Annotated in this window: 20 protein-coding genes; 19 read left to right on the top strand and 1 reads right to left on the bottom strand. The window is 49.8% G+C overall.

The window, feature by feature from the left end; translation table 11 throughout:
• Positions 1-108 precede the first annotated feature (108 nt).
• The 19 genes from MKO97_RS01110 (at position 109) to MKO97_RS01020 (ending at position 23,833) form a co-directional block, all read left to right on the top strand.
• Complete coding sequence (locus tag MKO97_RS01110; RefSeq protein WP_241104236.1) at positions 109-462, top strand: hypothetical protein; 354 nt, start codon at positions 109-111, stop codon at positions 460-462.
• Between the two features lie 111 nt (positions 463-573).
• Positions 574-927, top strand: coding sequence for a transposase (locus MKO97_RS15085; RefSeq protein WP_319800035.1), 354 nt, complete (start codon positions 574-576; stop codon positions 925-927).
• A gap of 834 nt (positions 928-1,761) precedes the next feature.
• Positions 1,762-2,070: a hypothetical protein gene (locus MKO97_RS01100; RefSeq protein WP_241104235.1), complete on the top strand. Its 309-nt coding sequence runs from the start codon at positions 1,762-1,764 to the stop codon at positions 2,068-2,070.
• A 1,034-nt stretch (positions 2,071-3,104) separates the two neighbouring features.
• The gene (locus tag MKO97_RS01095; protein ID WP_241104234.1) at positions 3,105-3,683 is read left to right on the top strand and encodes a DUF3997 domain-containing protein; all 579 of its coding nucleotides are present in this window, start codon (positions 3,105-3,107) and stop codon (positions 3,681-3,683) included.
• An 866-nt stretch (positions 3,684-4,549) separates the two neighbouring features.
• Positions 4,550-6,841: an NADP-dependent malic enzyme gene (locus tag MKO97_RS01090; protein ID WP_241104233.1), complete on the top strand. Its 2,292-nt coding sequence runs from the start codon at positions 4,550-4,552 to the stop codon at positions 6,839-6,841.
• 53 nt (positions 6,842-6,894) lie between these two features.
• Entirely contained in the window at positions 6,895-7,476 is a 582-nt protein-coding gene (gene ruvA / locus MKO97_RS01085) for a Holliday junction branch migration protein RuvA (protein WP_241104232.1), read from the top strand.
• Between the two features lie 70 nt (positions 7,477-7,546).
• Entirely contained in the window at positions 7,547-14,926 is a 7,380-nt protein-coding gene (gene sprA, locus MKO97_RS01080; protein ID WP_241105480.1) for a cell surface protein SprA, read from the top strand.
• A gap of 55 nt (positions 14,927-14,981) precedes the next feature.
• On the top strand, positions 14,982-15,362 hold the full coding sequence (gene gcvH, locus MKO97_RS01075) for a glycine cleavage system protein GcvH (RefSeq protein ID WP_241104231.1): 381 nt from the start codon (positions 14,982-14,984) through the stop codon (positions 15,360-15,362).
• The gene (locus MKO97_RS01070; protein WP_241104230.1) at positions 15,331-15,741 is read left to right on the top strand and encodes a VanZ family protein; all 411 of its coding nucleotides are present in this window, start codon (positions 15,331-15,333) and stop codon (positions 15,739-15,741) included. Before gcvH ends, MKO97_RS01070 begins: the two co-directional genes overlap by 32 nt.
• Positions 15,742-15,765: 24 nt before the next feature.
• Positions 15,766-16,515 (top strand): deoxyribose-phosphate aldolase, encoded by a 750-nt coding sequence (gene deoC / locus MKO97_RS01065; RefSeq protein ID WP_241104229.1) that lies wholly within the window; start codon positions 15,766-15,768, stop codon positions 16,513-16,515.
• Between the two features lie 6 nt (positions 16,516-16,521).
• On the top strand, positions 16,522-18,594 hold the full coding sequence (locus MKO97_RS01060; protein WP_241104228.1) for a capsule assembly Wzi family protein: 2,073 nt from the start codon (positions 16,522-16,524) through the stop codon (positions 18,592-18,594).
• 90 nt (positions 18,595-18,684) lie between these two features.
• On the top strand, positions 18,685-19,584 hold the full coding sequence (cyoE, locus tag MKO97_RS01055; RefSeq protein WP_241104227.1) for a heme o synthase: 900 nt from the start codon (positions 18,685-18,687) through the stop codon (positions 19,582-19,584).
• Complete coding sequence (locus MKO97_RS01050; protein ID WP_241104226.1) at positions 19,584-20,159, top strand: cytochrome c oxidase subunit 3; 576 nt, start codon at positions 19,584-19,586, stop codon at positions 20,157-20,159. Before cyoE ends, MKO97_RS01050 begins: the two co-directional genes overlap by 1 nt.
• A gap of 43 nt (positions 20,160-20,202) precedes the next feature.
• A complete protein-coding gene (locus MKO97_RS01045; protein ID WP_241104225.1) occupies positions 20,203-21,225 on the top strand; it encodes a cytochrome c oxidase subunit 3 in 1,023 nt (340 codons plus the stop codon).
• A 19-nt stretch (positions 21,226-21,244) separates the two neighbouring features.
• Positions 21,245-21,607, top strand: a complete 363-nt coding sequence (locus MKO97_RS01040) for a cytochrome C oxidase subunit IV family protein (RefSeq protein ID WP_241104224.1) — start codon at positions 21,245-21,247, stop codon at positions 21,605-21,607.
• 79 nt (positions 21,608-21,686) lie between these two features.
• Positions 21,687-22,340: a hypothetical protein gene (locus MKO97_RS01035; protein WP_241104223.1), complete on the top strand. Its 654-nt coding sequence runs from the start codon at positions 21,687-21,689 to the stop codon at positions 22,338-22,340.
• Positions 22,330-23,019 carry an SCO family protein gene (locus MKO97_RS01030; RefSeq protein ID WP_241104222.1) on the top strand — a complete coding sequence of 230 codons (690 nt, stop codon included), beginning with the start codon at positions 22,330-22,332 and terminating at the stop codon, positions 23,017-23,019. Before MKO97_RS01035 ends, MKO97_RS01030 begins: the two co-directional genes overlap by 11 nt.
• 3 nt (positions 23,020-23,022) lie before the next feature.
• The gene (locus MKO97_RS01025; RefSeq protein ID WP_241104221.1) at positions 23,023-23,607 is read left to right on the top strand and encodes a DUF420 domain-containing protein; all 585 of its coding nucleotides are present in this window, start codon (positions 23,023-23,025) and stop codon (positions 23,605-23,607) included.
• Positions 23,600-23,833 carry a hypothetical protein gene (locus MKO97_RS01020; RefSeq protein WP_241104220.1) on the top strand — a complete coding sequence of 78 codons (234 nt, stop codon included), beginning with the start codon at positions 23,600-23,602 and terminating at the stop codon, positions 23,831-23,833. Before MKO97_RS01025 ends, MKO97_RS01020 begins: the two co-directional genes overlap by 8 nt.
• On the opposite strand, the gene MKO97_RS01015 is transcribed toward MKO97_RS01020, so the two are convergent.
• Positions 23,825-25,216 carry a DUF4403 family protein gene (locus MKO97_RS01015; protein WP_241104219.1) on the bottom strand — a complete coding sequence of 464 codons (1,392 nt, stop codon included), beginning with the start codon at positions 25,214-25,216 and terminating at the stop codon, positions 23,825-23,827. The two genes, MKO97_RS01020 and MKO97_RS01015, sit on opposite strands and share 9 nt — an antisense overlap.
• Positions 25,217-25,244 lie beyond the last annotated feature (28 nt).

The following is a 25,244-nucleotide window of genomic DNA, read 5'->3' as shown; positions in this document are numbered from 1 at the left end:
TCAAAAACTGGCAAGAGCTAAACGATAAAGATAAAATGTATACGCTACGCCCCTTTATCGTGATATTGGCAGTAATAGTGATTTTGTTAATGAAATATTTTTAAGCAAATGAAATGGTTAGTAATTACAATTGTTTTTATGTCGTTTGTTTCAAAACAGACTCAAAGCATGACAGGAAGTTTCAAAATTGAGTTTGAACGGGAATATAGCGGTCAAAACGGAACGATTACATTTAATGATGTTAAATATATTAGGTGCCGAAGCGATGGTAAAAAAGTAAGAGGGCAGATTTTTTTCAAAGAAGATTTAGTCATACTTCAAGACAAAAATTCCGACTTAGAAATGGAGTTCAAAAAAGAAGACATAGGCAAGGACGCCTTTTATTTTCGTACGAAGAAACACGGTGCCGCAGATGAAGATGATTTAATTTTATATTCAGGCAAATTGAAAAGGATTAATTAGGGTGATGCACTGATATGTTGATATAACCCGATGGCGCGGACGTCCCGTCCGTGCCCTCTGAAATACGGAAAAACCGTAATGCCATCACATTACGATTTTTTATTTTTAAGCATGTCAACAAAATACAAAGCCATAACCACCGGCGAATCATTCTTTATCACGATAACGGCGATCGCATGGGTCGACGTGCTGTTGAGATTGGAGCAGAAAGAGCTTATCGTAAAATCGCTTGATCATTGCCAAAAAGCAAAAGGGCTTGAAATATACGCCTATGTCATCATGTCGAGTCATATACACATCCTCTGTAAAGCAGCGGGTGAACAGCCCTTGTCTGAGGTTATTCGCGATTTCAAGACCTTTACGTCAAAGATGATTTTGAAGAACGTCATCGACAGATCTGAAAGCAGGCGGGAGTGGATGCTTGAACTTTTCCAAAAGGCCTGTGCCCATTTGAAAAGAAACTAAACATACAAAGTAGGACAGGACGGGAACCACGCCGAAGTAATCTACCGTAATACGTTCATTACAGAAGATCAACTACGTTCACAACAATCCTATTAGGGAGAAAACCGTTTTGTGCCCGGAAGAGTACTACTTTAGCTCAGCCCGAAATTATGCCCGACCCGAAAATGAATTTGAAGAAATGGGTCTGGATTTATTTTAAGGCACGGACGGGACGTCCGGGCCATCGGGGCCAATTAATTAGCGATTATGAACTATTTTGATGAAAAACTAACTTGGGCCGGGTGCCTTCTGGTGATTGTTATTATAAGTGTCTTTTTCTTAAAAAAGTTTAAATTTAAAAAAGGTTCTGATTTTGACAGTTTTTATCATAACTCTCGATTTTACTGTTTAGCTTTTATAATAGCAGGCTTAGTTTTAGCTTTTATAATATCTCTTTTTACCCAAAGAAATCATTTATGATGAGAGTTCTGATACACATCTTTCTGTTATTTACCATCAGTCAGGAGAATTCGTTTACAGGTAGATACGTTATGCACTTTGAGCGGGAGTACGAAGATCAAAACTGCACGATCCTTTTTGAGGGAAATACCTATATCCGGGAATTGAAGTCCGGGAAAAAAATAACGGGAAAAGTCAGGGCGACGAAATTCGTTTTTTTTCTGGTGGATGATGTCGGAGGTTTGGAAATGGGGGTAAATAAGGCAGATGTAAAAAACGACACCATCATGTTCGGCACTAAGAAACAGAATCAAAATGGGAGCAATTTTGTCTTAATGTCTGGAAAGTTATACAGATGAACCCCGATGGCGCATTCTATGGTAAAAACCCGAGGCATTGAGTTTTGCAGGAGCTTGGATGCAACGTACTGGCTTTGTCTTGGCGCAGACGGGAATTTTATCAGAATTTGGAGTGGGTATGATGGCGGCGGGCCGCTATGCGTCGTTAGGCGGCGCAGCATTTGAGCATTTCAATGCTCTTTGTGAAGGATCGTTTTCGGCTAAACGTTTTGCCGTAGATTTTGCTTTTACAGCAGCTGGCGAAGGGCTTGGAATGTCAGGGCAGTTTACCACACGAGAACAATTCGTAAACGACCAAGTGTTTGGAATTTGTAATGACGCAGTTAAATCGTCTGTCTCTAATTAATATGGTTTATTATTCGGTTATTATTATTTTATTGATTGCAGTAGCTTTGTTTCTGCTTTCGCAATTTCGACCCAAACCAACGAAAACTGTGTATGACTTTTATTCTAATTCAAGATTCTACAGACTACTCGTGATGATAATAATTGGTATCATCGCTTTAATTGTGGCAGTGATTAAACGATATTGGGATATATAATTTTTTTGCAAAATAGTGAGTTTTCATAGTAATTAGATACAAGCATATGTGGCTAACCCCCGATGGCGCATTCTATGGTAAAAACCAAAACATTTTAACTCGCAAATTTATACGTGTCAACATAGCAACTTTGTCTTTCAACGACTGCAAAGATGCTGCTGACTATCTTGCAACCGCATTTCGTTCATTACAATAAGAGTGTTTTTTCCTGAGATTTTGTATTTCTGTCTGAAAAGGCTTGCTCCGGCTTTCATTCGTAACCCCTAAATTTGAAATTAGTAAACATAGCCAATGCGTAGACTTGCGCATAGGTTCGTGGCAGGCGGGCAGCAGCCATCCTGCAGTTCCGAAGAAATAAAATACTGTCTGAGCGCCAGCGGGTTTATTTTATTTCCGGAACAAGGGATAGGCGGGTCGCCGAACGAACCAAGCGCTTGACTTTTTGCTTCTTTTAGCTTTGCTGAACCTTCGGGCCCGGCCAATAATTTGCAGCGATAGATTATTTGCTTGATCCTCGGTTTGTGTCAAGACAAAAGAAGGTTAGGTAACGTAAGAAGTTATCTCAACAAAATGGTAACGGCGGATTTGCAATCCGTGCCCGTGGTTTAGTACTTTAGTTCGGCAGGGAATTACGCGTTGCTGTCGAATGGGTTTGAGCTAACGGTTTTGGAGTTAGTTATGTAAGCACTTGGATTGGTAGAGCAGGCACGGATTGCACACGAGCGCAGCGACTGCCGAAGGAAATCCGCGCCATCGGGATTTACACTGAAACATAGGAGCGCATTCTAATTCGATTTGGACTGCTAACGCGCACGCGCAACGAATGGAAAATTTCAATATGAATAAGAAAGTCCTTTATTTATACACTATCACTGCACTAATGTGTGGGGCCTGTAACATGTCTGATTATGATGTCGATTTGCCTGGAGGATACTCTTATGCCTCAGAGGGAAGAAGATACCATATGATATTTGGACCTCAGACTATATATCCGGATATCATACGCTATAAAGTGGAGGATCATTACATTTTAGTTCTTCAGAAGCCACATCGATTCCTATATTCTGATCTATTTGCAGACGACTTGAGTAGCCGTTACTACTTCTATAATTTTTACTTCCACGATTCTCTTGACAGTAAGTACAATTCAGAGCGAAAGGCCATTGTGGGCGATAGCACGTTGTATAGGATATTTAAGTCCAAGGGCGTGTCTCTGGCGAATTCCGCTAAAGATAAGAGGATTGCACGCAAAATTGCGGATAGCATAATTGCCAATAATCCCATCCAAAAGAAGATTTTCTCTTTATCAAAAGTCTACTGGATCATAGACACCCAGAACCAAAAACTGAATGGGCCGCTATCTAAAAAAGAGTTTTCCGATCAACGGCGCTTACTGGGACTTCAAGCGAATTTATAGGTTTGACTTCAATTAGGTGGGAGGTGTTGGATCTAGGTTATGGACATAAATAAGTATTTTTAGTATACACTTTACAAACAGTAGGTAATGTGCCAGATGTGTTGATTTGTCAAACAATATCGCCCAAATCCGATCCATCGGCAGGCTCGATTCACAACTAAAAAACATACCCCGTTGAACCTTCAGGCCGGGTAGCTAAGCCGTAATGACAGACAATAGGCTCGGTCCTCCGTGTGTTAGGACTGTCTGCTAAAAAATGACGGGTTTCTTGGCCAAGGCCACCCCAACCGAGAACCAATTAGCAAGTACAATGCCCACTATAGGGCCAATCATTTCGCGATACACCCCAACTCAAAACACAACCCAAAACCCGAAACCAAGAACCTCTTCAGTCGGAGCCAGAGATTGCTTTAAGCGGTCCTCGCGATGTGTTTTTGGGGATAAAGGATGCTTTAGGACGGGTCATCTACCCCTTTATAGCATATTTATGTCGTATATATGTCGTATATATGTCGTGTTTATAGCGTATTTATATAATATGTACTTATATCTCAACGCACGACAGAACCCATCATTACTCCCAGCGAACGGGAAACGAATACATCTTTATCCAGGGGAAAGGGGTGAAGGTTTTTTGGGAAGGAGTCCGTCAGTCCCTAAGTCCCTAAGTCCGTGAGTCCGTGAGTCCCTGAGTACCACAGTAACTGAGTAAAAGAGTCCTCGGGTACGAAAGCGATTCCCCTCACTGACCACCGACCACCAACCACTAATACCCGCCCCACCCAAAAATCGATTTCGCATCGTTTTACCGTCGTGAGTTCCGACCTGAAAACCTACCTTTGTACTTCCGGAAAAAAACCGTTTTTATGAAGAAGTCCAACAGGAGGCGTGAAGCCCTTCTTTACCATGCCAAACCCAAGCCGGGTAAAATACAGGTTGTCCCGACGAAAAAATACGCAACCCAGCGTGACCTGTCGCTCGCCTATTCACCGGGAGTAGCCGAGCCGTGCCTGGAAATCGCAAAAGACGTCAACAATGTCTACAAATACACCTCAAAAGGCAACCTCGTAGCCGTCATATCCAACGGTACGGCCGTACTCGGACTCGGCGACATCGGGCCCGAAGCGTCGAAGCCGGTGATGGAGGGAAAAGCGCTTTTATTCAAAATATTCGCCGATATCGACGTCTTTGACATCGAAGTGGGAACGAAGGATATCGAAGAGTTTATCCAAACCGTAAAAAACATCGCACCCACCTTCGGGGGCATCAACCTCGAAGATATCAAAGCACCCGAATCGTTCGTCATCGAGAAACGCCTCATCGAAGAACTCAACATTCCGGTCATGCACGACGACCAGCACGGAACCGCGATCATCTCGTCGGCTGCGCTGTTGAACGCCCTCGAATTGGCGGATAAAGACATTTCGAAGGTGCGCATCGTCGTATCGGGCGCCGGTTCCGCCGCACTCGCCTGCGCCAATCTCTATGTGCTGCTGGGCGTGAAACTTGAGAATATCATCATGTTTGATAAAGACGGACTGTTGTCAAACGACCGTCTCGACCTTTCCGACCTGCAACGGCGCTACGCGACCACCCAGGCCGGTATCACCCTGTCGGAAGCGTTGGAAGGGGCTGATGTATTCCTTGGCCTTTCCGCCGGGAACATCCTCACGCCGGAAATGCTGTTGGGAATGGCCGCCAATCCAATCGTGTTCGCCATGGCCAACCCCGTGCCGGAAATCGATTATGACCTGGCCATCGCCACCCGCGACGACATCATCATGGCCACCGGACGCAGCGACCATCCTAACCAGGTGAACAACGTATTAGGCTTCCCCTACATTTTCAGAGGCGCCCTCGACGTTCGCGCGACCAAGATCAACGAAGAAATGAAGATGGCGGCGGTGAAAGCCCTGGCTGCCCTGGCAAAAGAATCGGTTCCGGAGCAGGTGAACATTGCCTACGGCGAAACCAAACTCATCTTCGGACGTGAGTATATCATCCCAAAACCCTTCGATCCACGCCTGATCTCTACCGTGGCGCCCGCCGTGGCAAGAGCGGCAATGGAATCAGGTGTCGCCACGCACCCTATCCACGATTGGGAGCGGTATGAAGAGGAACTGTTGGAACGACTCGGCTCCGACAACAAAATGGTGCGTTTGCTGACCAACCGCGCCAAAATGGATCCGAAGCGTATCGTGTTCGCGGAAGCCGACCAGCTCGACGTACTCAAAGCAGCGCAAATCGTCCACGAAGAAGGGATCGGCTTGCCTATTTTGCTGGGGAACCGCGACACCATCCTGGAACTGAAGGAAGAACTCGGTTTCGATTCCGAAGTGCCAATCCTCGATCCCAAAACCAAAGAGGAAGACGCCACCCGCCTGAAATACGCCGACATTTACTGGAAGTCGCGCCAACGCCGCGGCATTTCCCTGCTCGACGCCCAAAAATGGATGCGCGAACGCAATTATTTCGCGGCCATGATGGTTAACCTCGGCGATGCCGATGCACTGGTCACCGGGTATTCCCGCAACTACCCGTCGGTCATCAAGCCGATGATGCAGTTGATCGATAAAGCACCCGGCATTTCTCTCTTCGCCACCACGAACATGATGATGACCAACCGGGGGCCGATGTTCCTGTCGGATACCGCGATCAACCCCGATCCGTCAGCCGATGACCTCGCGAAAATCGCGCTGATGACGGCCAAAACGGTGAAGATGTTCGGTATGCAGCCCGTAATCGCCATGGTATCGTTCTCAAACTTCGGTTCGTCAACCGACCCAAGTGCCGCCAAGGTGCGCCAGGCAGTCGAATACCTCCATAAATACTATCCGGATATGATTGTAGACGGTGAGATACAGGCCGACTTTGCCCTCAACCCGGAAATGCTCGGCAAGAAGTTCCCGTTTTCAAAACTGGCGGGTAAGAAGGTCAACACCCTCATTTTCCCGAACTTAGAGTCGGCAAATATCAACTATAAGATGCTGAAGGAATTGTACCACGTCGATTCCGTCGGACCTATCATTATGGGGATGGACCGACCGGTACACATTTTCCAGTTGGGTGCCAGTGTCGAAGAGATGGTGAACATGGCGGCAGTCGCTGTGGTCGATGCGCAGGAAAAGGAAAAACGCCGCCGGATGGCCGAAGGCTGATGCCAAATGCAAGTCAAAGTTTTTTGTTACATTTGGCCTTTACTTAACACCTGATGATTGCACAGTTACAGGGGCGGATGGTAGAGAAATCGCCCACTATGGTCATAATCGACTGCGGTGGGGTGGGCTACGAGGTTCACATTTCGCTCCATACATTTTCCCTGCTCCCTTCCCACGAGAACGTCAAGTTGTATACGCACCTCCAGGTGAAGGAGGACGCGCATACACTTTTCGGCTTTATGGAGAAGTCGGAACGCGAGATTTTCCGGTTGCTGCTCTCCGTTTCGGGCATTGGTGCCGGCATCGCCCGGACGATGTTGTCGTCGCTGGAACCGCGCCAGGTCATCGAGGCGATCGCGTCAGGAAATGTAGGCGTTATCCAATCGGTGAAGGGTATCGGGGCCAAAACCGCGCAACGGGCGATCCTCGACCTGAAAGACAAGGTGTTAAAGTTGTACGACCTGGACGAAGTTTCGATTTCAGGCGACAATACAAACAAAGATGAAGCGTTATCTGCATTGGAAGTTTTAGGCTTCAACCGCAAACTGGCCGAGAAAGTGGTCGAAAAAGTGCTGAAGGCAGAGCCAGGGGCATCAGTGGAAGCCATTATTAAACTTTCATTAAAAAACTTATAAGTATTTGGGAACTGATTACATAAAGTCTGCGTTTACCTGCCTGAAATTCCTCGCAATTCTCGCGTTGCTTGTGGCAGCACAGGATGCGTGGGCACAGGATCCGGTGCTCGATTCCCTCGAAGCGGCACAGGATACGCTGAAAGGATTTAATACGGGGAAGGTCGAAATGGCCAACCCGCCCAGTATCGTCGAGATGTATTCGTATGATCCGAAGACGGATCGGTATATCTATACCAACAGCATCGACGGCTACAATATCAACTATCCCATCATCCTGACCCCGGCCGAGTACGACCGACTGGTGCTGAAAGAGAAAATGCGCCAGTATTTCAAGTCGAAATCCGATGCAATGGACGGCAAGAACGAGCAGGGCAAAAAAGACCTCCTTCCCCGCTATTACGTCAATAGCAGCTTTTTCGAGACGATTTTCGGAGGGAATACCATCGACGTCAAACCAACCGGCTCCGTCGAAATGGACCTCGGTGTACGGTATACCAAACAGGATAACCCTTCCTTTTCGACCCGTAACCAGTCGACGCTGACCTTCGATTTCGACCAGCGTATCAGCCTCAGTCTCATGGGTAAGGTGGGTACACGATTGAATGTCAACGCCAACTACGACACCGAGTCGACCTTTGCGTTCCAGAACCTGATCAAATTGGAGTATGCCCCGACCGAAGACGACATCCTCCAGAAAATCGAAGTCGGTACCATCAGTTTCCCGCTGTCGAATTCACTCATCCGGGGCGCACAAAGTCTCTTTGGCGTCAAGGCGCAACTACAGTTCGGGCGCACGACCGTAACCGGTATTTATTCCGAACAGAAGTCGCAGACCAAGTCGGTAACGGCCCAGGGAGGCGGCACCCTACAGGATTTTGACATCTTCGGTCTCGAGTACGATTCTGATCGCCACTTCTTCCTTTCACAGTATTTCCGCGATCAGTATGACGCCTCCATGCGTACGTACCCCAACCTCGATACTCAGGTGCAGATCACCCGCATCGAAGTGTGGGTGACTAATCGCCAAAACCGCGTCAGTACTACTGAAAACAACCTTCGTAACATCATCGCCCTACAGGATTTGGGTGAAGCACGCCTCGTAGGCCGCGCCGACAATGAAATCGTCAACCTGGCACCACTGCCGGGCGATTTCTTTACCGATCCGGTACCGCCGGCCACCCAGTCGTCGGAACATCCGTCTGACAACTCCAACAACAAATACGACCCGGCGCTCATCACGACCGGAGGTGGTTACCTTACCACTTCCATCCGCGACGTGACCCAGCCGAAAGAAAATGCGTTCTCCCCAACCGTGAGCGCGCAGGTAAGCGAAGGGCAGGACTACGCCAAACTGGAGAATGCGCGGAAACTCGCGCCGAGCGAATATACCTACCATCCGAAACTCGGTTATATTTCCCTTCAGCAGCGACTCGCCAATGACGAAGTGCTGGCAGTGGCGTACCAATATACCATTGGCGGACAGGTGTACCAGGTAGGGGAATTTGCCAACGACGGCGTTTCCTCGACCGTAGTGGATGGCGGCACCGATACCCAGCCCGACGTGACCGGTGTAAGCACCCAGAGTCTCGTCCTGAAAATGCTGAAAAGTAACCTGACGGTCGTCCGGAACAGCGTAACCGGTTTCACGACTCCGGTCTGGAACCTGATGATGAAGAACGTCTACCAGATTGCGCCGGGCGGACAGTTGGAGCAGGAAGATTTCCGATTCAACATCCTCTATTCCGATCCGTCACCGCTGAACTACATCACCGCGGCCGGAAACCCACCACTGCCGTTGCCGGTCGATACGGATGCCACCGACGGCGTCGACAAGGATGTGGCTCAAACGCCGCTCCTTCGCGTGTTTGGTGTCGATCGCCTGAACGCTACGAACGACCCGCAGCCACGTGGAGACGGTTTCTTCGATTTCGTACCCGGACTTACCGTTGATACCCAATACGGGCGTATCATCTTCACCAGTGTCGAGCCCTTCGGTGAATACCTCTTTAATAAACTCCGCACCGACAATTCGACGGAAAATTATAACGACCCTGCGACGTATAATGCCAACCAGGCCAAGTACGTCTACCGCAGCCTCTACCGCGACACCCCGGCAGCCGCCCTCCAGAATTCCGATAAGAACAAATTCGAACTCCGTGGCCGCTACAAATCGACCACCGGCGACGGTATTGCCATCGGTGCCTACAACGTGCCGCGAGGTTCGGTAGTGGTAACAGCCGGCGGACGTCGCCTGCAGGAAGGTGTCGATTATACCGTCAACTACCAGTTAGGACGCGTGCAAATCCTCGATCCGTCGTTGCAGGCTTCCAATACGCCGATCCAGATTTCACTTGAGAACAACTCGGTGTTCGGGCAACAGACCCGCCGTTTCATGGGGTTGAACGTCGAGCACAAGTTCTCGGATAAGTTCATCGTGGGGGCGACCTTCCTGAAAATGACCGAAAGGCCGTTTACGCAGAAATCGAACTACGGGCAGGAATCCGTCAACAATACCATCTACGGTTTCAATACCACGTTTTCGAGTGAAGTGCCCTTCCTGACGCGGTTGGTGAACAAGCTTCCCAATATGGATACCGACGTGATGTCGAACATTTCCTTCCGCGGTGAAGTGGCTTTCCTGACACCCAATACACCAAAGGCCGACCGCTTTGATGGCGAGGCTACCATCTACGTCGACGATTTTGAGGGTTCACAAACGACGATCGACATGAAGTCGGCGCTGTCCTGGAGCCTGTCAAGCGTACCACAAGACACCAGTGTCAATGATTTCAACTTTGGAGGTGATTTCTTTGATGACCTGCAATATGGCTACAAACGGGCGAAACTCTCGTGGTATACCATCGATCCTTTGTTCTATACGAGTCAACGGCCCGGAGACATTTCCGATGCTGATATGGCGCTGAACCGCACCCGTCGCGTCTACATCCGGGAACTATTCCCTGAAACCGATATCGCCGATGGCCAGCAGACGGTGGTCAATACCTTAGACCTTACGTATTATCCAACCGAGCGTGGTCCGTATAACTTCAATCCCGCTGCCGCCGGTACGGGCACTCTTCCGAATCCGGGCAGTAACTTCGGGGGTATTATGCGCGCCATTACGTCGACAAACTTCCAACAGAGCAATGTCGAGTATATCCAGTTCTGGATGATGGACCCGTATTACACGGCTGATCCTGACCGTGAGAATCCGGCCAATACCGGTAAACTCTTCTTCAACCTCGGTGAGATTTCAGAGGATGTCTTACGCGACGGTAAGAAGCAGTATGAAAACGGCCTTCCGGATGCACAGGGCGGCCAGTTGACGACGCCCAGTTCATGGGGTGTGGTGCCGTCGTCCCAATCGCTGATCTACGCGTTCGACACGAGCGATGCCAACCGCAACGTACAGGATGTCGGTCTTGACGGTCTCAGTGATGTAGATGAAGCCACGAAATACCCACTCTTCGGTGGTATCAAAGACCCCGCTGCCGATAACTTCCAGTTCTACCTAAGCGCCGAAGGAACGGTATTGGAGCGATACAAAAATTACAACGGACTCCAGGGCAACTCGCCGATTTCGGTAACCGATACAAGCCGCGGCAGCACCACCTATCCGGATGTAGAGGATATCAACCGCGATAACACGATGAACACTATCGATGCGTACTACCAATACAGTATCGACATCGATCCGGCCAAGATGACCGTTGGGCAGAACTTCATTACCGATGTTCGCGAAACGACGTCAGTGGTGCCGGGCCCAGGCAACCAGTCGGTTCCGGTGCGTTGGTACCAGTTTAAGATTCCGATCGACCAGGGTGAGAACACCGAGAAATACGGGGCAATCGAAGGTTTTGCCTCTATCCGTTTCATGCGGATGTTCCTCACCGGATTTACAGAAGATGTCACCCTGCGTTTCGGTACGCTCGACCTCGTACGCGGGGAGTGGAGACGTTATGTGAATTCACTCGAATATGTGGGAAGTGCAGCGGAAGATCCTAGCGACGACCCGACTTCCTTCGACGTCTTATCGGTGAATGTACAGGAAAACAATAGCCGTACGCCAATCCCGTATGTAACGCCTCCGGGGGTCGTACGCGAGCAGTTGTATAACAATAATACGGTCATCAACCAAAACGAACAGTCACTGTCGTTGCGGGTATCCGGACCGGATCCGGACGGCGGACTCGAACCGGGCGATGCGCGCGCCGTCTTCAAGAACGTAAGCGTCGACATGCGTCAGTTCAACAAACTGAAAATGTTCCTTCACGCGGAGTCATTGGTGTCGGATATCGATGCGACCCGTTTAGAGGATAACGAGCTTTCCGCTATTTTACGATTCGGGAACGACTTTACCCAGAACTATTATGAAGTGGAGCTTCCACTGAAAGTTACCCGATGGGATGATTCGTCGACCGAGGAAAAAGTCTGGCCGGAAGAGAACAACCTTGACCTGAGCCTCGCCCTCCTGACCAAACTTAAGGTCTATGCGATGCAGAACCCGGGCGAATTGGACGAGCAGGGTGTGTTGACCAAATGGGAAGACGAACTGCAACCCGATTTGGCAGATAAACCAAACAAACTGCGACTGCGGATTAAGGGTAATCCGAACTTCGGACTCGTGCGCACGCTGATGGTCGGCCTCAGGAACAACACACTAAACGGTACAAATCCCGACGGAAACACGTTCACACCCCGTAAGATCAAAGGGGAAGTGTGGTTCAACGAATTGCGTTTGGCGCAAATGGACAATAAAGGAGGTATGGCCGCCGTCGCCAGTCTCGATGCCAACCTTGCCGATTTCGCCACGATTTCTGCTACAGGCAAAATCAGTACGATTGGATTCGGCGGACTCGAAGACGGTCCGAACGAACGGAGTCGGGAAGACCTGAAACAGTATAACATCGTTACCAATATCAACCTTGGTAAATTGCTTCCGAAGAAGTGGGGTGTCAACCTTCCCTTCAATTATGGAGTGGGAGAGGAGATCATTACACCACAATACGATCCGTTCAACCAGGATATCCGCCTTGACCAGCTTCTCGACGAAACTACCGATGCCGCTGAACGCGAGAACCTGCGCAACCGGGCCATCGAGTATACCAAAACGAAGAGTATCAACTTCATTGGTGTGAAGAAGGAGCGCGCTCCTGAACAGAAGCAGCACGTATACGATCCGGAGAACCTGACCCTTACGTATTCATTCAACGAGACCAAGAAGCACGATTACGAAATCGAGGATTATCTCGACCAACAGGTACGCACGCAGGCCGACTATACCTATTCTTTCCAGAATAAGCCTTTTGAGCCGTTGAAGAACAACAAGTTCCTGAAAAAGAGTAGCTATTGGAAGATGCTGAGCGATTTCAACTTCAACTACCTGCCATCGAATATCAACTTCAGTGCCTCGGTCATCCGCCAGTTCAACCGCCAGCAGTTCCGTCAGGTAGACGTGGCCGGTATCGGACTCGACCCGTTGTACCGTCGCAACTACCTGTTTAACTACCAATATGGCTTCAACTACAACCTGACCAAGGCGTTTAAAATCAATTATACGGTAACGGCCAGCAACATCGTACGAAGCTATTTCAACCGCGAGACACAGGAAATCGACAACAGCTTCAACATCTGGACTGACTATTGGAATACCGGTGAGCCGAACCAGTATACGCAACAGGTCACAGCGAATTACGAACTGCCGTTGAACAAGCTGCCGTTTTTGTCGTTCGTGAAGTCAACCTATACGTATACGGGAGACTTCAACTGGCAACGGGGTTCCGACGCTATGCGTAATTTCCAGGATATTGATGGCAATACGTGGGATTTAGGGAACACCATCCAGAACAACGGGGCACACCGCCTGAATACGACCCTGAACATGGACCTCCTGTATAAATACCTCGGATTGGTCAAAGGTGGGAAGAAGAACAACCAGCCCGCACGTCCGACGGCAGCGCCGAAACCGGGTGAGAAAGTACAGAACCAACGCGCCACCCCGCAAAGCAACCGCAGCGTCTTCCTCGACGGCGTGATCGGCGTATTGACCAGTGTCAAGAATATCCAGATTAACTATACGTCTACGGAAGGTACGGTATTACCAGGCTTCCAGTCGAGTCCGGGATTCTTCGGTACCACACGTCCGACGCTCCCGTTTGCGTTCGGATGGCCGGATGAAGTGCGACAGGTGTCGGCTGAAAATGGCTGGCTGACCGACTACGGATTCTTCAACCAGAGCTTTACGAAAGTACGGAACCGCACGCTCGATATGACGGCGGGCGTCGACCTCTTCCCTGATTTCCGGATTGACCTGACGTCGAACCGGACATATGTCGACAATTATTCGGAACAGTATAAGGTAGACTTGGGATCCGATCCGACGACCAACCCGAACTATCCGTATGTATCGCTTTCGCCTTATAGCTACGGGAACTTCTCGATCTCGACCATCATGATCGGCACGGCGTTCAGCGCCAGCGACGTGAACGGGTCGGCAGCATTTGACGAGTTCCGTGACAACCGATTGGTCGTGGCAGACCGATTGGCGGCCGAACGATACGGCGCGTCGATTCCGCGGTATGGTGATGCGGCGAACCCGATTCCGGCTCCGACCGATCCAAACTACCAGACCTACGTTTCCAACCAGGGGTATCCGATTGGGTACGGGCGCAACAGCCAGGCGGTATTGTTACCAGCCTTCCTGGCCGCCTACACGGGCAAAGACGCCGGCGGTATCTCGCTCAGCGCGTTCCGCAACTTCCCGCTCCCGAACTGGACGATCAAGTACAGCGGCCTGATGCGTTTCCAATTCTTCAAAGACCGGTTCAAGCGCTTCTCGATCCAGCACGGTTACCGGGCTTCGTATACGGTCAATTCGTTCCGCTCGAACCTTGAATACAATCCGTCGACGCCGAATGCCGTTGACGCCGGAGGAAACTTCCTCAACAAAACGGTCATTTCGAATGTCAACCTCGTCGAGCAGTTCAACCCGCTGATCAAAGTCGATATGGAAATGCAGAATTCGATCAAGATCATGGCCGAGCTCAAGAAAGACCGTTCGTTGTCGATGAGTTTCGATAACAACCTCCTGACCGAGACGCAGGGTATGGAGTATACCATCGGACTCGGCTACCGCATCAAGGATGTGGTGTTGAATTCATCTCTGGCTGACAACCCGCAAGGCATTATCAAGAGCGATATTAACTTCAAGGCCGACTTCACGCTTCGCGATAACAAAACGATTGTGCGCTATCTCGATTACGACAACAACCAGTTAGGCGGTGGCCAGAACATCTGGTCGTTGAAATTGACGGCTGATTATGCCTTCAGCAAGAACCTGACGGCGATTTTCTATTATGACCACTCGTTTTCGAAAGCGGTTATTTCGACGGCCTTCCCAATTACCAACATCCGAAGCGGCTTCACCCTTCGCTATAATTTCGGCAATTGATGACTTTCGAATCACCAACGGAAACAATACCTTTGACGAACTAAATAACGACACCATGAACATACCAGCCAACTTACGCTACACCAAAGACCACGAATGGGCGAGCCTTGACGGAGATATTGCCACCATCGGAATTACCGACTTCGCCCAGAAAGAACTCGGAGATATCGTATATGTGGAAGTCGAAACCCTCGACCAAACCCTTGATCAGGATGAGGTGTTCGGCACCGTGGAGGCCGTAAAAACGGTTTCTGACCTATTCCTGCCTTTGGCGGGCGAAATCATCGAATTCAATGAAGAGTTGGAGCGTACACCCGAGTTGGTGAATTCTGACCCTTACGGAAAAGGATGGATGATCAAAGTGCGGGTTTCCGATGCGGCGGCGTTCGATGAACTAATGACAAGTGAGGCTTACAAAGACCTTATCGGAGCATAAAAACACCTTGTTGTGGGCAGCCGTCGCCTGGACGGTGCTCCTCACGGTTTTGTGCCTAATTAAGCTTGAAGCACTTCCGGCAAAAAGTGTCATGGGCCACGACAAAGTGGGCCATGGCATTTTTCATTTTGCCTTTGTGCTATTGTGGTTTCTTAACTTTCGCTTTCGCTGTAACTGGAGTCTCGGAAAGGCATTGTGCTATTCGTTCGTTTTTTCACTCCTTTACGGCATCGCCATCGAGTTGATGCAATACACGTTTACCGATACCCGAAAGGCGGATGTGTGGGACGTGGTGGCCAATTCTACAGGTGCGTCCCTATGCGTTTTGCTTTTGTGGATGACCCGTCGTCGGAAAGGCGGGCGTACTGCCTCCCGTTAAGCGGATTTGCGTATTTTTACCGCCATGAACCGCGATGACATTCGATATTACCTCGATTCGACTTTCCTAAAAACAACCGCCGACGGATTAACCGAAAAGGAGCTCCGCCAGGCAGCCTTTGCAACGGTTGACGAGGCCATCAAAGAGGGATTTCGCGCGGTCATGCTGCGACCCGACCAAGTGCCGGGTGCTATAGCGCGCATCCGTGCAGCAAAGGCCAAAACGCTCTGTGGCACCGTAATCGATTTCCCAGAAGGGAAGGGCGGGGTCGAAAAGAAGCTCGCCGAACTGCAACAAGCCCTTGACGACGGGGCCGACGAGGTAGATGTCGTATGCGACTACCAGGCCTTCCGTCACGGCGACGAAGAGCGCGTACGCACGGAAGTAGCGGCCTGCACCGACCTGGCACTTTCCCATCACAAAACCATCAAGTGGATACTTGAAACCGCAGCGCTTTCCGATGGCGAAATCGTACGTCTGACGGCCCTCGTACGCAACACCGTCATCCGACGGGTCAAAGAAGACCGCTACCCGCATGTGTTTTTGAAATCGTCAACCGGATTTTTCCCTGTAACGGGCGGAGCCGGAAATGGCGCCACACCTGAAGCTATCGTCATGATGCTTGAGAATGCCTGTCCGCTACCCGTGAAAGCGTCGGGTGGCATTCGTGATTTTGAAACCGCACAAGCGTATATCCGTCTGGGCGTTTCGCGTATCGGCACTTCGTCGGCGAAAGCCATCGCCGAAGGCCGTGTCTCGACCTCTACCTATTGAACTCCTATGAAACAACTCGCCTCGCTTTTTCTCTTTTTCGCTTTTCTGTCCACCCACGCCCAGTCGTCCAACGATCCGGTGTTCCCCGGATGTGAATCCGAAACGGATCGTGTTGCCTGCTTCGCAACGAAGCTACAGGCCTATGTCTACGATCACTTCACCGTACCGGCGGAACTGCAATCGTATAGCGGAGAAGTAATTGTATTGTTCGAGGTAACCGAAGAAGGTACGTTCCGTGTGCTTTATGTCAATACGACCGAGGCCGCCCTCGAGAAGGAAGCCCGTTCCGTGTTTGCCTCGCTGCCCAAAGTGAAGCCCGGCTATCGGAATGGGATTCCGGTTTATACGAAATATACCCATCGCATCGCCATCCCGCTACAGAAAGACGCTGTGGTTCCGGTCGCTGCGGGGGCGAAGGGAAATGCATCGGTGCAAGATGATCGGATACTGAACGAATTGGATACCATCCGTACCCTTCCGTTCGAACATCGCCTTTACAGCTCGAATATGAATGTGCCGTTTACCCACGTGAGCTATGCCGCTTTTGAGGCGGCGATGAATGTCGTAGGCGCAAACAACCACACGGGTTATAAGCCGTATCTCTACAGTGATGTCAAACGGTATTTTGACATGAAGGGTGAGAATGAAAAGCTCTTCCGGAAGACGTCTTCGTGGTGGGGACGGAAAATCTGGAATGAGAACCTGGCCCAGTTCCAGGGCAAGGACTATTGGTTCACGCTCAACCCGATGCTGGATGTGCGGGTTGGGAAAAGCGACCCATCCGATTTCAGTTATACGTATCAGAATACAAGGGCGCTGCAGGTGCAGGGTGGACTTGGAGACAACCTGACCTTTACCACCACCATCTACGAAAGCCAGGGCCGCTTCGCCGATTATTATAACGACTACGCACGGTCAATCGCACCGTCGGGCGGGAATCCGGCTATTATACCGGGTATCGGCATTGCAAAGGATTTCAAAACAGACGCCTTCGATTTCCCATCCGCGGAAGCAAACCTGTCGTACTCACCCAGCCGGTACTTCAACCTGCAGTTGGGTTACGGCCGGAATTTCATCGGTGATGGTTACCGTTCGCTGATATTGGGCGATGCGGCGAGTCCCTATCCGTATGTGAAGCTCCATTCCACCTTCTGGAAAATCAGGTATACCAATACCTACATGTGGCTGAAAGATGTGCGTGACGACGTGACGGTCGACCGTACGTATGCCACAAAATTCATGGCGAACCATTACCTGAGCCTCAATGTAACCAATCGATTGAATCTCGGTTTTTTCGAGTCGGTCATTTGGGCCAATACGAACGACCGTGGTTTCGATATCAACTTTGTCAACCCGATTATTTTCTATCGAAGCGTGGAGTTTGCTTCGTCGGCACGTAGCGGAAATGCCGCGTTGGGACTGACGTTCAAATATAAATGGCAGAACAACCTGCATTTTTACGGGCAGTTCTTCCTTGATGAGTTTTCACTCGGTGCGGTGAAAGACGGTAACCAAAGCTGGCTGAATAAATATGGGTATCAGGTAGGTGCGACCTATACGAATGCCTTTTCGATTCAGGGCCTGACCTTGCAGGCAGAGTACAACCATGTGCGCCCCTACGTCTATTCCCACAGTGATCCGCTCACAAACTACGGGCATAACAACCAAAGCATGGGGCACCCGTGGGGCGGCAACTTCCGTGAATTGCTCGCCATCGCCCGCTACCGAAAGGGCCGCTACTATGCCGATGCCAGGTTGACGTATGGTATACGGGGGCTCGACTTCAATACGGCCGACGACAATTTCAATTACGGAAGCGACATCTACAGGAATTATACCGAAGGACGCCCCTACGATACCGGCGTGCGGATTGGCCAGGGCAACAAAACCACATTGGTAATGGGCGATGTGCAGGCAGGATATCTCGTGAACCCGACCACAAACCTGCGCGCATTTGTCAACCTGATTGTCCGAAATGCGAGTCCGGAACTCGAAACACCCGTCATGCAAAACGGTACGACTACCTGGTTTATGGTGGGGGTTCGGTCAGAACTGTTCAATATGTACTTCGATTATTAACCGGATAAAATTTCGGCGGCTGGGTTCCCTAAACCAATTCCGTGCAGTATCTTTGCGGCGGTCTTTCTATGACCTTCAAAACCCAACGTCTTGAGCGGCGCACCGCATACCACTTTCCGGACCATAGTAGGTGATTTCAGGCAGATCACCAAGGCAGGACTTGCCATCAGCGTGGTATTCTCGTCATTGGCGGGTTATCTGTTGGGGATCAGGGAGTTCGCTACATCTGATTTGCTCACGTTGCTGATGTTGGCGGTAGGGGGATATTGTATGGTAGGGGCGTCAAATGCCTTCAACCAGATCATCGAAAAAGACCTTGATGCCAAGATGGACCGCACCCGGAACCGTCCGGTGGCGTCGGGGCGGATGGCGCCTTCCGTAGCCTTTGTCATCGCGAGTCTCCTGACCATAGCAGGTGTGGCCATCCTATACGCTATCAACCCTAAGACCGCCATGTTCGGCGCGATTTCGATCTTTTTATACGCGTGCGTTTACACACCGCTGAAGACCGTGACCTCGCTGTCGGTTTTTGTGGGGGCTTTTCCGGGCGCCATTCCGTTTATGTTGGGATGGGTAGCCGCAACCGGTGAATTTGGTATTGAGGCTGGGACATTGTTCCTGATCCAGTTCTTTTGGCAGTTTCCCCATTTTTGGGCGATTGGTTGGTTTTTGTATGAAGACTACGAAAAGGCCGGATTCTATATGTTACCTTCCGGGAAGCGCGACCGCACAACGGCGCTTCAAACCATTCTATATACCTTGTGGTTGACGATTGCGTCGTTATTACCGGCGTTTTTCATGTTGGGGAGGTTGCGCCTGTCGACAGTGGCCGCGGTTATCGTCTTCTTGCTGGGGATGTGGATGCTGGTCTACGCCGTAAAACTCTACCGCGACCGAACGTCTAAGGCCGCCCGGACACTGATGCTCGTCAGCGTCAGCTACATCACGCTATTGCAAATTGTATATATTACCGATAAATTCCTTCAATAATGGCAACTTCCACAGATTATAAATTCAAGAGTGACCGCTCAAAGAAGATGCTGCTTTGGGTGTCTATGGTCAGTATGGTAATGGTGTTTGCGGCGCTCACAAGTGCGTATGTGGTGAGTAGCTCGCGTGGCGACTGGAAACCTATTGACCTGCCGTCTTCCTTTTTCATCAGTACGGCCCTTATGTTGGTGAGCAGCATCACGTTTTTTCTTGTTAAGCGACAGGTAGTCGCCGGAAAAAGGGGTGGGGCGTCGCTGTTCCTGGGGTTGACTTTTGCCCTCGGGTGCGCCTTCGTGTTCTTTCAATTTCAGGGTTTCCAGCAGTTGTATCGCGACGGACTTTTCCCTGCCGGAAACTACGCCACAATCAACGTTTCATTCCTTTGGGTGCTGGTATTGACCCACCTTGCACACCTTACAGGAGGCATGATATCACTGTTGGTTATAATTTATAATCATTTTAAACAGAAATACGGTCCGGGTCAAACACTTGGGATTGAACTGGGTGCGCTATTCTGGCACTTTCTCGATTTTCTGTGGCTTTACCTGTTTTTATTTTTGTATTTCTTCAAATAAGAAATTTGCGTAAATTTGGGGACTTTTTAACTAATGCGTTTTTATGGAGGCAACTGTTACGAATGCACAAACCAAAGTCTGGGGTGGCGGGAACGAGCCGCTCGGCGCCGGGTATGGGAAATTGATGATGTGGTTTTTCATCGTTTCCGATGCACTGACCTTCTCCGGATTCCTTGCCGCATACGGTTTTTCCAGATTTAAATTCATCGAAACCTGGCCTATCGCTGACGAAGTGTTCACCCACTTTCCGTTCATGCACGGCGTTTCGGCTCCGATGTATTACGTTGCCCTCATGACGTTTATCCTCATCTTTTCGTCTGTTACCATGGTACTTGCCGTGGATGCCGGACACCAGATGAAGCAAAAACAAGTAACCTTGTATCTCTTCCTTACCATCATTGGCGGTCTGATTTTCGTCGGATCACAGGCATGGGAGTGGAAAAACTTTATATCAGGTGAGTATGGTGCTATTGAAACCAAGGGTGGTTCCATCCTGCAGTTCGTAGACAGCAAAGGAAAACGCCTGACGCTGGACGAAGTGGCCGTAACCTTGCCGGAAACCCGCGAGCAACTCGACCGTAGCAAAGGAACCTGGTTCATGAGCGAATCATCGCTGCCTAGCTATTCGGTGGCGGAAGTACAAGCCGGTTTCGAAGCCCATCCGGATGTGCGTGTTCGCACTGAGATCATCTACGAGGAAACTGCCGAACAAAAGAACGATGCAACCATCGACAAAACGTTGACTGCCCGTAAGAAGAAAGTAATCCTGACCCGTGAGGCATCAGTGGCCCGGATGAAAGATGCCCACATCGTGGTAGAAGGCGCTAATTTGATCCGCAACGAATACGGAAGCAAATTGTTCGCCGACTTCTTCTTCTTTATCACCGGTTTCCACGGTTTCCACGTATTCTCAGGTGTCATCATCAATATCATCATCTTCCTGAACGTATTGCTCGGTACCTACCAAAAACGCGGCAGCTACGAAATGGTCGAGAAAGTGGGTCTCTATTGGCACTTTGTGGATTTGGTGTGGGTATTCGTCTTCACCGTATTCTATCTTGTATAATCAGTAAGTACTACGAATTATGGCACATGCGCATGACGGCGGTCACGTATCGAACGTAAAACGGATTTGGACGGTTTTCATCATCCTCTCGATTGTAACAACAGTAGAGGTGTTCCTGGGTATCGACAAACCCCATGTCCTTTACTTTAAACATTTCCTCGGAATGAACCTGTTGAACTGGGTGTTCTATATTCTTACCCTGTTCAAAGCCTATTATATCGTATGGGCATTCATGCACATGGAAGGAGAGCGTTCCAGTCTCCGTTGGTCGGTTGTGGCCACGGTGATGTTCCTGGTAGCGTACCTGCTTTTCATCCTTTTGGTGGAAGGACATTACATCTTCGGGGTCTTCCGCGACTCCACCATCAAATGGAACTTTTAAAAGGATATTAATTCACTGAAAAAGGCTCGTGTTTGCGGGCCTTTTTTTATTTTTGTACCACACTTATCGCCCCCCGGAAATGAAGAAGAAACTCGTACTGTTTGTGTTGTTCATTGTTCCGATTGTCGTATATCTTTTCTTCGCGACCGGCGTCCATAATTTTACCACACTTCCCATACTGACACGCTCTGTTCCGGAGATGGGTAATTGGAAATCCCTCTCGGGAAAACCCGTTAAATTGCAGGATAAGATCACCGTATTGGCGTTTGGTGGTGACAGCCTTCGCTCACGCCAGGGAGACTACTTTAACCTGAACCAGAAGATATACGAACGCTATCACGAATTCCGCAGCCTGCAGTTCGTGGTGCTGTGTCCGTTTGGTATGGAACCGGAAGCCAAACGACTCCTCGCGTCGATGGATGCTACCTCGGATGTGAAAGACTGGCATTTCGTTTTTGCTCCTAAGGATGAGATCGCTGCTTTTTACAAAGGACTTCGTCTCCGTGGTCAATTGGATGCCGACCTGGGTTCTGATAACGTGGTATTGATCGACAAGAAACGGAACCTCCGCGGCCGTCCGGTAGAGAAGGAGTACAAAGAGAGCTACAGCATGATGCACGCGTCCGAACTGAGTAACGAAATGTTGGATGATTTCAAGATCCTGCTGTACGAATACAAGAGGGCGTATAAGTCCAATAACGTGGTGAAAAAACAACCCCGACATGAAAAATAAGTCCTACATCGGCATTGCCTTCATCATTCTGGTGTTTGGGATACTCGTCATCCCCACCATCATAAACCGTATACGGAACAACGATGTCGTGAAAGGCGACCGCCTGAATTCCGTAAGCGGCACCAAAGAAGAAGATACCGGATCGTTGTATACCGTCAACAAAGCGCCGTTTTTTGAACTGACCGACCAGGACGGGCGTACCATCAACAACGAATCCTATAAAGGAAAGGTATACGTACTCGAGTTCTTTTTTACCACCTGTCCGACCATTTGCCCGAAGATGAACGCCAATATGAAAAAAGTGGCCGACGCTTTCGGTGCCCGTAAGGATTTTGGCATCGTGTCCATCACCATCAATCCGGAAAATGATACGCCTGCCGTCCTGAAAGCGCACAAAAAAGCACTCGGGATTTCGATGGAGAACTGGCATTTCCTCACCGGTGATCGCGACAAGATATTCGCGATTTCCAACAAAGGATTCAATCTTTTTGCCGGCGAAAGCACGAACGGCGCCAATGGTGGCTTCGAGCATTCCGGCCTTTTCGCGCTGATCGATAAAGACGGGAATATCCGTTGCCGCCGCGATCAATACAACAATCCCGTCGTGTATTACGACGGCTTATCGCCCGCCGGAATCAACGACCTTCAACACGACATTCGTCTGCTTTTACAAGAATAGAAAATGGAACAAGCCCCTACCCTCGAAAAAAAATACCGTCTCTGGATCATCATCGTCTCCATCCTGATTCCAGTCGTGGTGGCCATACTCTTCACGGTCAAACTACGTGACCTTGGATTTGATGTCAAGCCCCTCACGTTCCTGCCCCCGATCTATGCCACAATCAATGGAATTACCGCCGTGTTGTTGGTCATAGCCGTGAACGCGATCCGAAAAGGCAATCGTATCGTCCACGAAAAACTCATGAAACTGGCGATTGCCTGCTCGCTGGCGTTTTTAGTGATGTATGTAGCCTATCACATGACATCGGTCAACACTCGTTATGGCGACCTCGATCACGACGGGGCGTTATCCGCCGGTGAAATCGCCGAAGCCGGTAGTCTGCGTCTGGTCTACTTCTTTATCCTGGTGTCGCACATCGCGCTGTCAATCAGCATCATTCCACTGGTGTTGATTTCCTACGTCCGCGCGGTCGGCCAGCAATTCGATCGCCATCGGAAAATCGCGAAAATCACGTTTCCGCTGTGGCTGTATGTGGCCGTTACCGGAGTGGTGGTCTACCTCATGATTTCGCCGTATTATGCGTAAAACCGTCCTGTTTCTGGGAATGGCCCTATTGATGGGGCCCCCTATGTTCGGCCAATGCGCCATGTGCCGTGCCGTGCTCGAAACGGAAGACAACGGAAAACAGGCCGAAGCCGTGAACGACGGTATCGTTTACCTCATGGTGTGGCCCTATCTTTTAGTGGCTGTTATCGGCTATGCTATTTACCGCACGCGGGTAAAATCCCGACGCCGGGACGCGTCACTGTAGTCCGTCTACCTTAACGCTTATCTGACCGTCTACTGAAAGGAAGGCAATAAGGGCCTTGTTCGTCAACTGTACTTCACGAAATTGTATTTCTCCTGCTGTCCCGTTTACGAAAACCCCCGGCATAGGCGAAAAGTTCTTCATGTATTTCAGGATTTGCTGGCGGCCTTCTTCCAGGTTAGGTTGGATAGAGTAGCGGCAGGCAGCTTCCATCTTTTTCAGGATGATGCCCGACGCCAGCCAGTTCGCAGCCCGCAACAATGTGCTTTTGGTATCGAGTGCGTAGTCCAATTGGTCAAAGTAAATTTCCTTCGTAGTGGGATTGTATTGTGGAAATCCGGTGAGGTAGATGGTCCCTTCCACACTTCCGGTTAGGTCAAGCGCGATCACGATCTTTCCTTCCCGATGCCACAAATCGACTTTCTGTACCGTCACTTTCCGGCTTCCCTGCGCGAATTCCTGTCCCTGGAAATTCCGGGTCATCACCGCCGCTGCGTCTTTATACGTTGATACGGCTACGATATTGGCTTTGATGTCGGCCGGTATTTTCGAAACCGGCTTCAGTACGATCTTCGAACGGTCAAATTTGGAAGGGGGACGCTGACCGATCAGGGTTTCGATATAGCATTTCATCCCCATATCCATGGTGATGTCATTTTTGTTGAGTTTGGCTTCCGTGGTGTATAGTTCCAACGGCACGATGCGCAGCCAGCTTTGGTAATCCGGACTCATTTCATTGGGCGTACACACCTTCTCGAGGGCATCGAGGACGTTCGGTTTGAAATCCATCGATTTCTCGATCGACTCGTCAATGGTCTTTTCGATTTTGGAACGGAACAAACGAATGGCCGGATTGATGATATAGGTAATAGGAACACTTTTCCCGGCAATCACCACCGACGGACTTTCTTTCCAGTCGAGCGATTTGAATGCCGTTTTGGTCGTGAGTTTCCAGTTGGTAAGATGCGCCTCGCTCTGGAGTGTCAATACCCCGTTGAGCAGGATTTCGCGCATATCCCGCAAATCGACACCCAGTTTGTTGATTCCGTAGCGGTATTGCACCGTCGCTTTAAGCGGAAGCACGGTCTGTATGCGACCATCCGGATTTGAAATCTCGATAGGCGCCGTTTTCCAGACGCGTATCGTCAGATCGTCATCCTCGATATTGTTGTCTTCGTATATAAGTCCGGTCAGGAATTTGTTCGTCTGGTTCTCGATATCCTGCAACCGTATCGTCACCGGCATGTTGATGAAAGAGGGCTGGTTGTCGTAAATCAGCGGGGAGGCATCATCGGGTTCCGGTCGCAAAGCCGCGATTTTCTTGGAAGTGGCGCAGCCCGTGAGTAGGAATAACGCAATGACAACGGGGTAAAAACGACGGCTCATGTTTTTTGTGCCAAATGTAGCCAAAAAA

Source organism: Flavobacterium sp. HJ-32-4, from assembly GCF_022532105.1.
GTDB lineage: Bacteria > Bacteroidota > Bacteroidia > Flavobacteriales > Flavobacteriaceae > Flavobacterium.
This window is presented reverse-complemented; position numbering and strand designations above follow the sequence as displayed.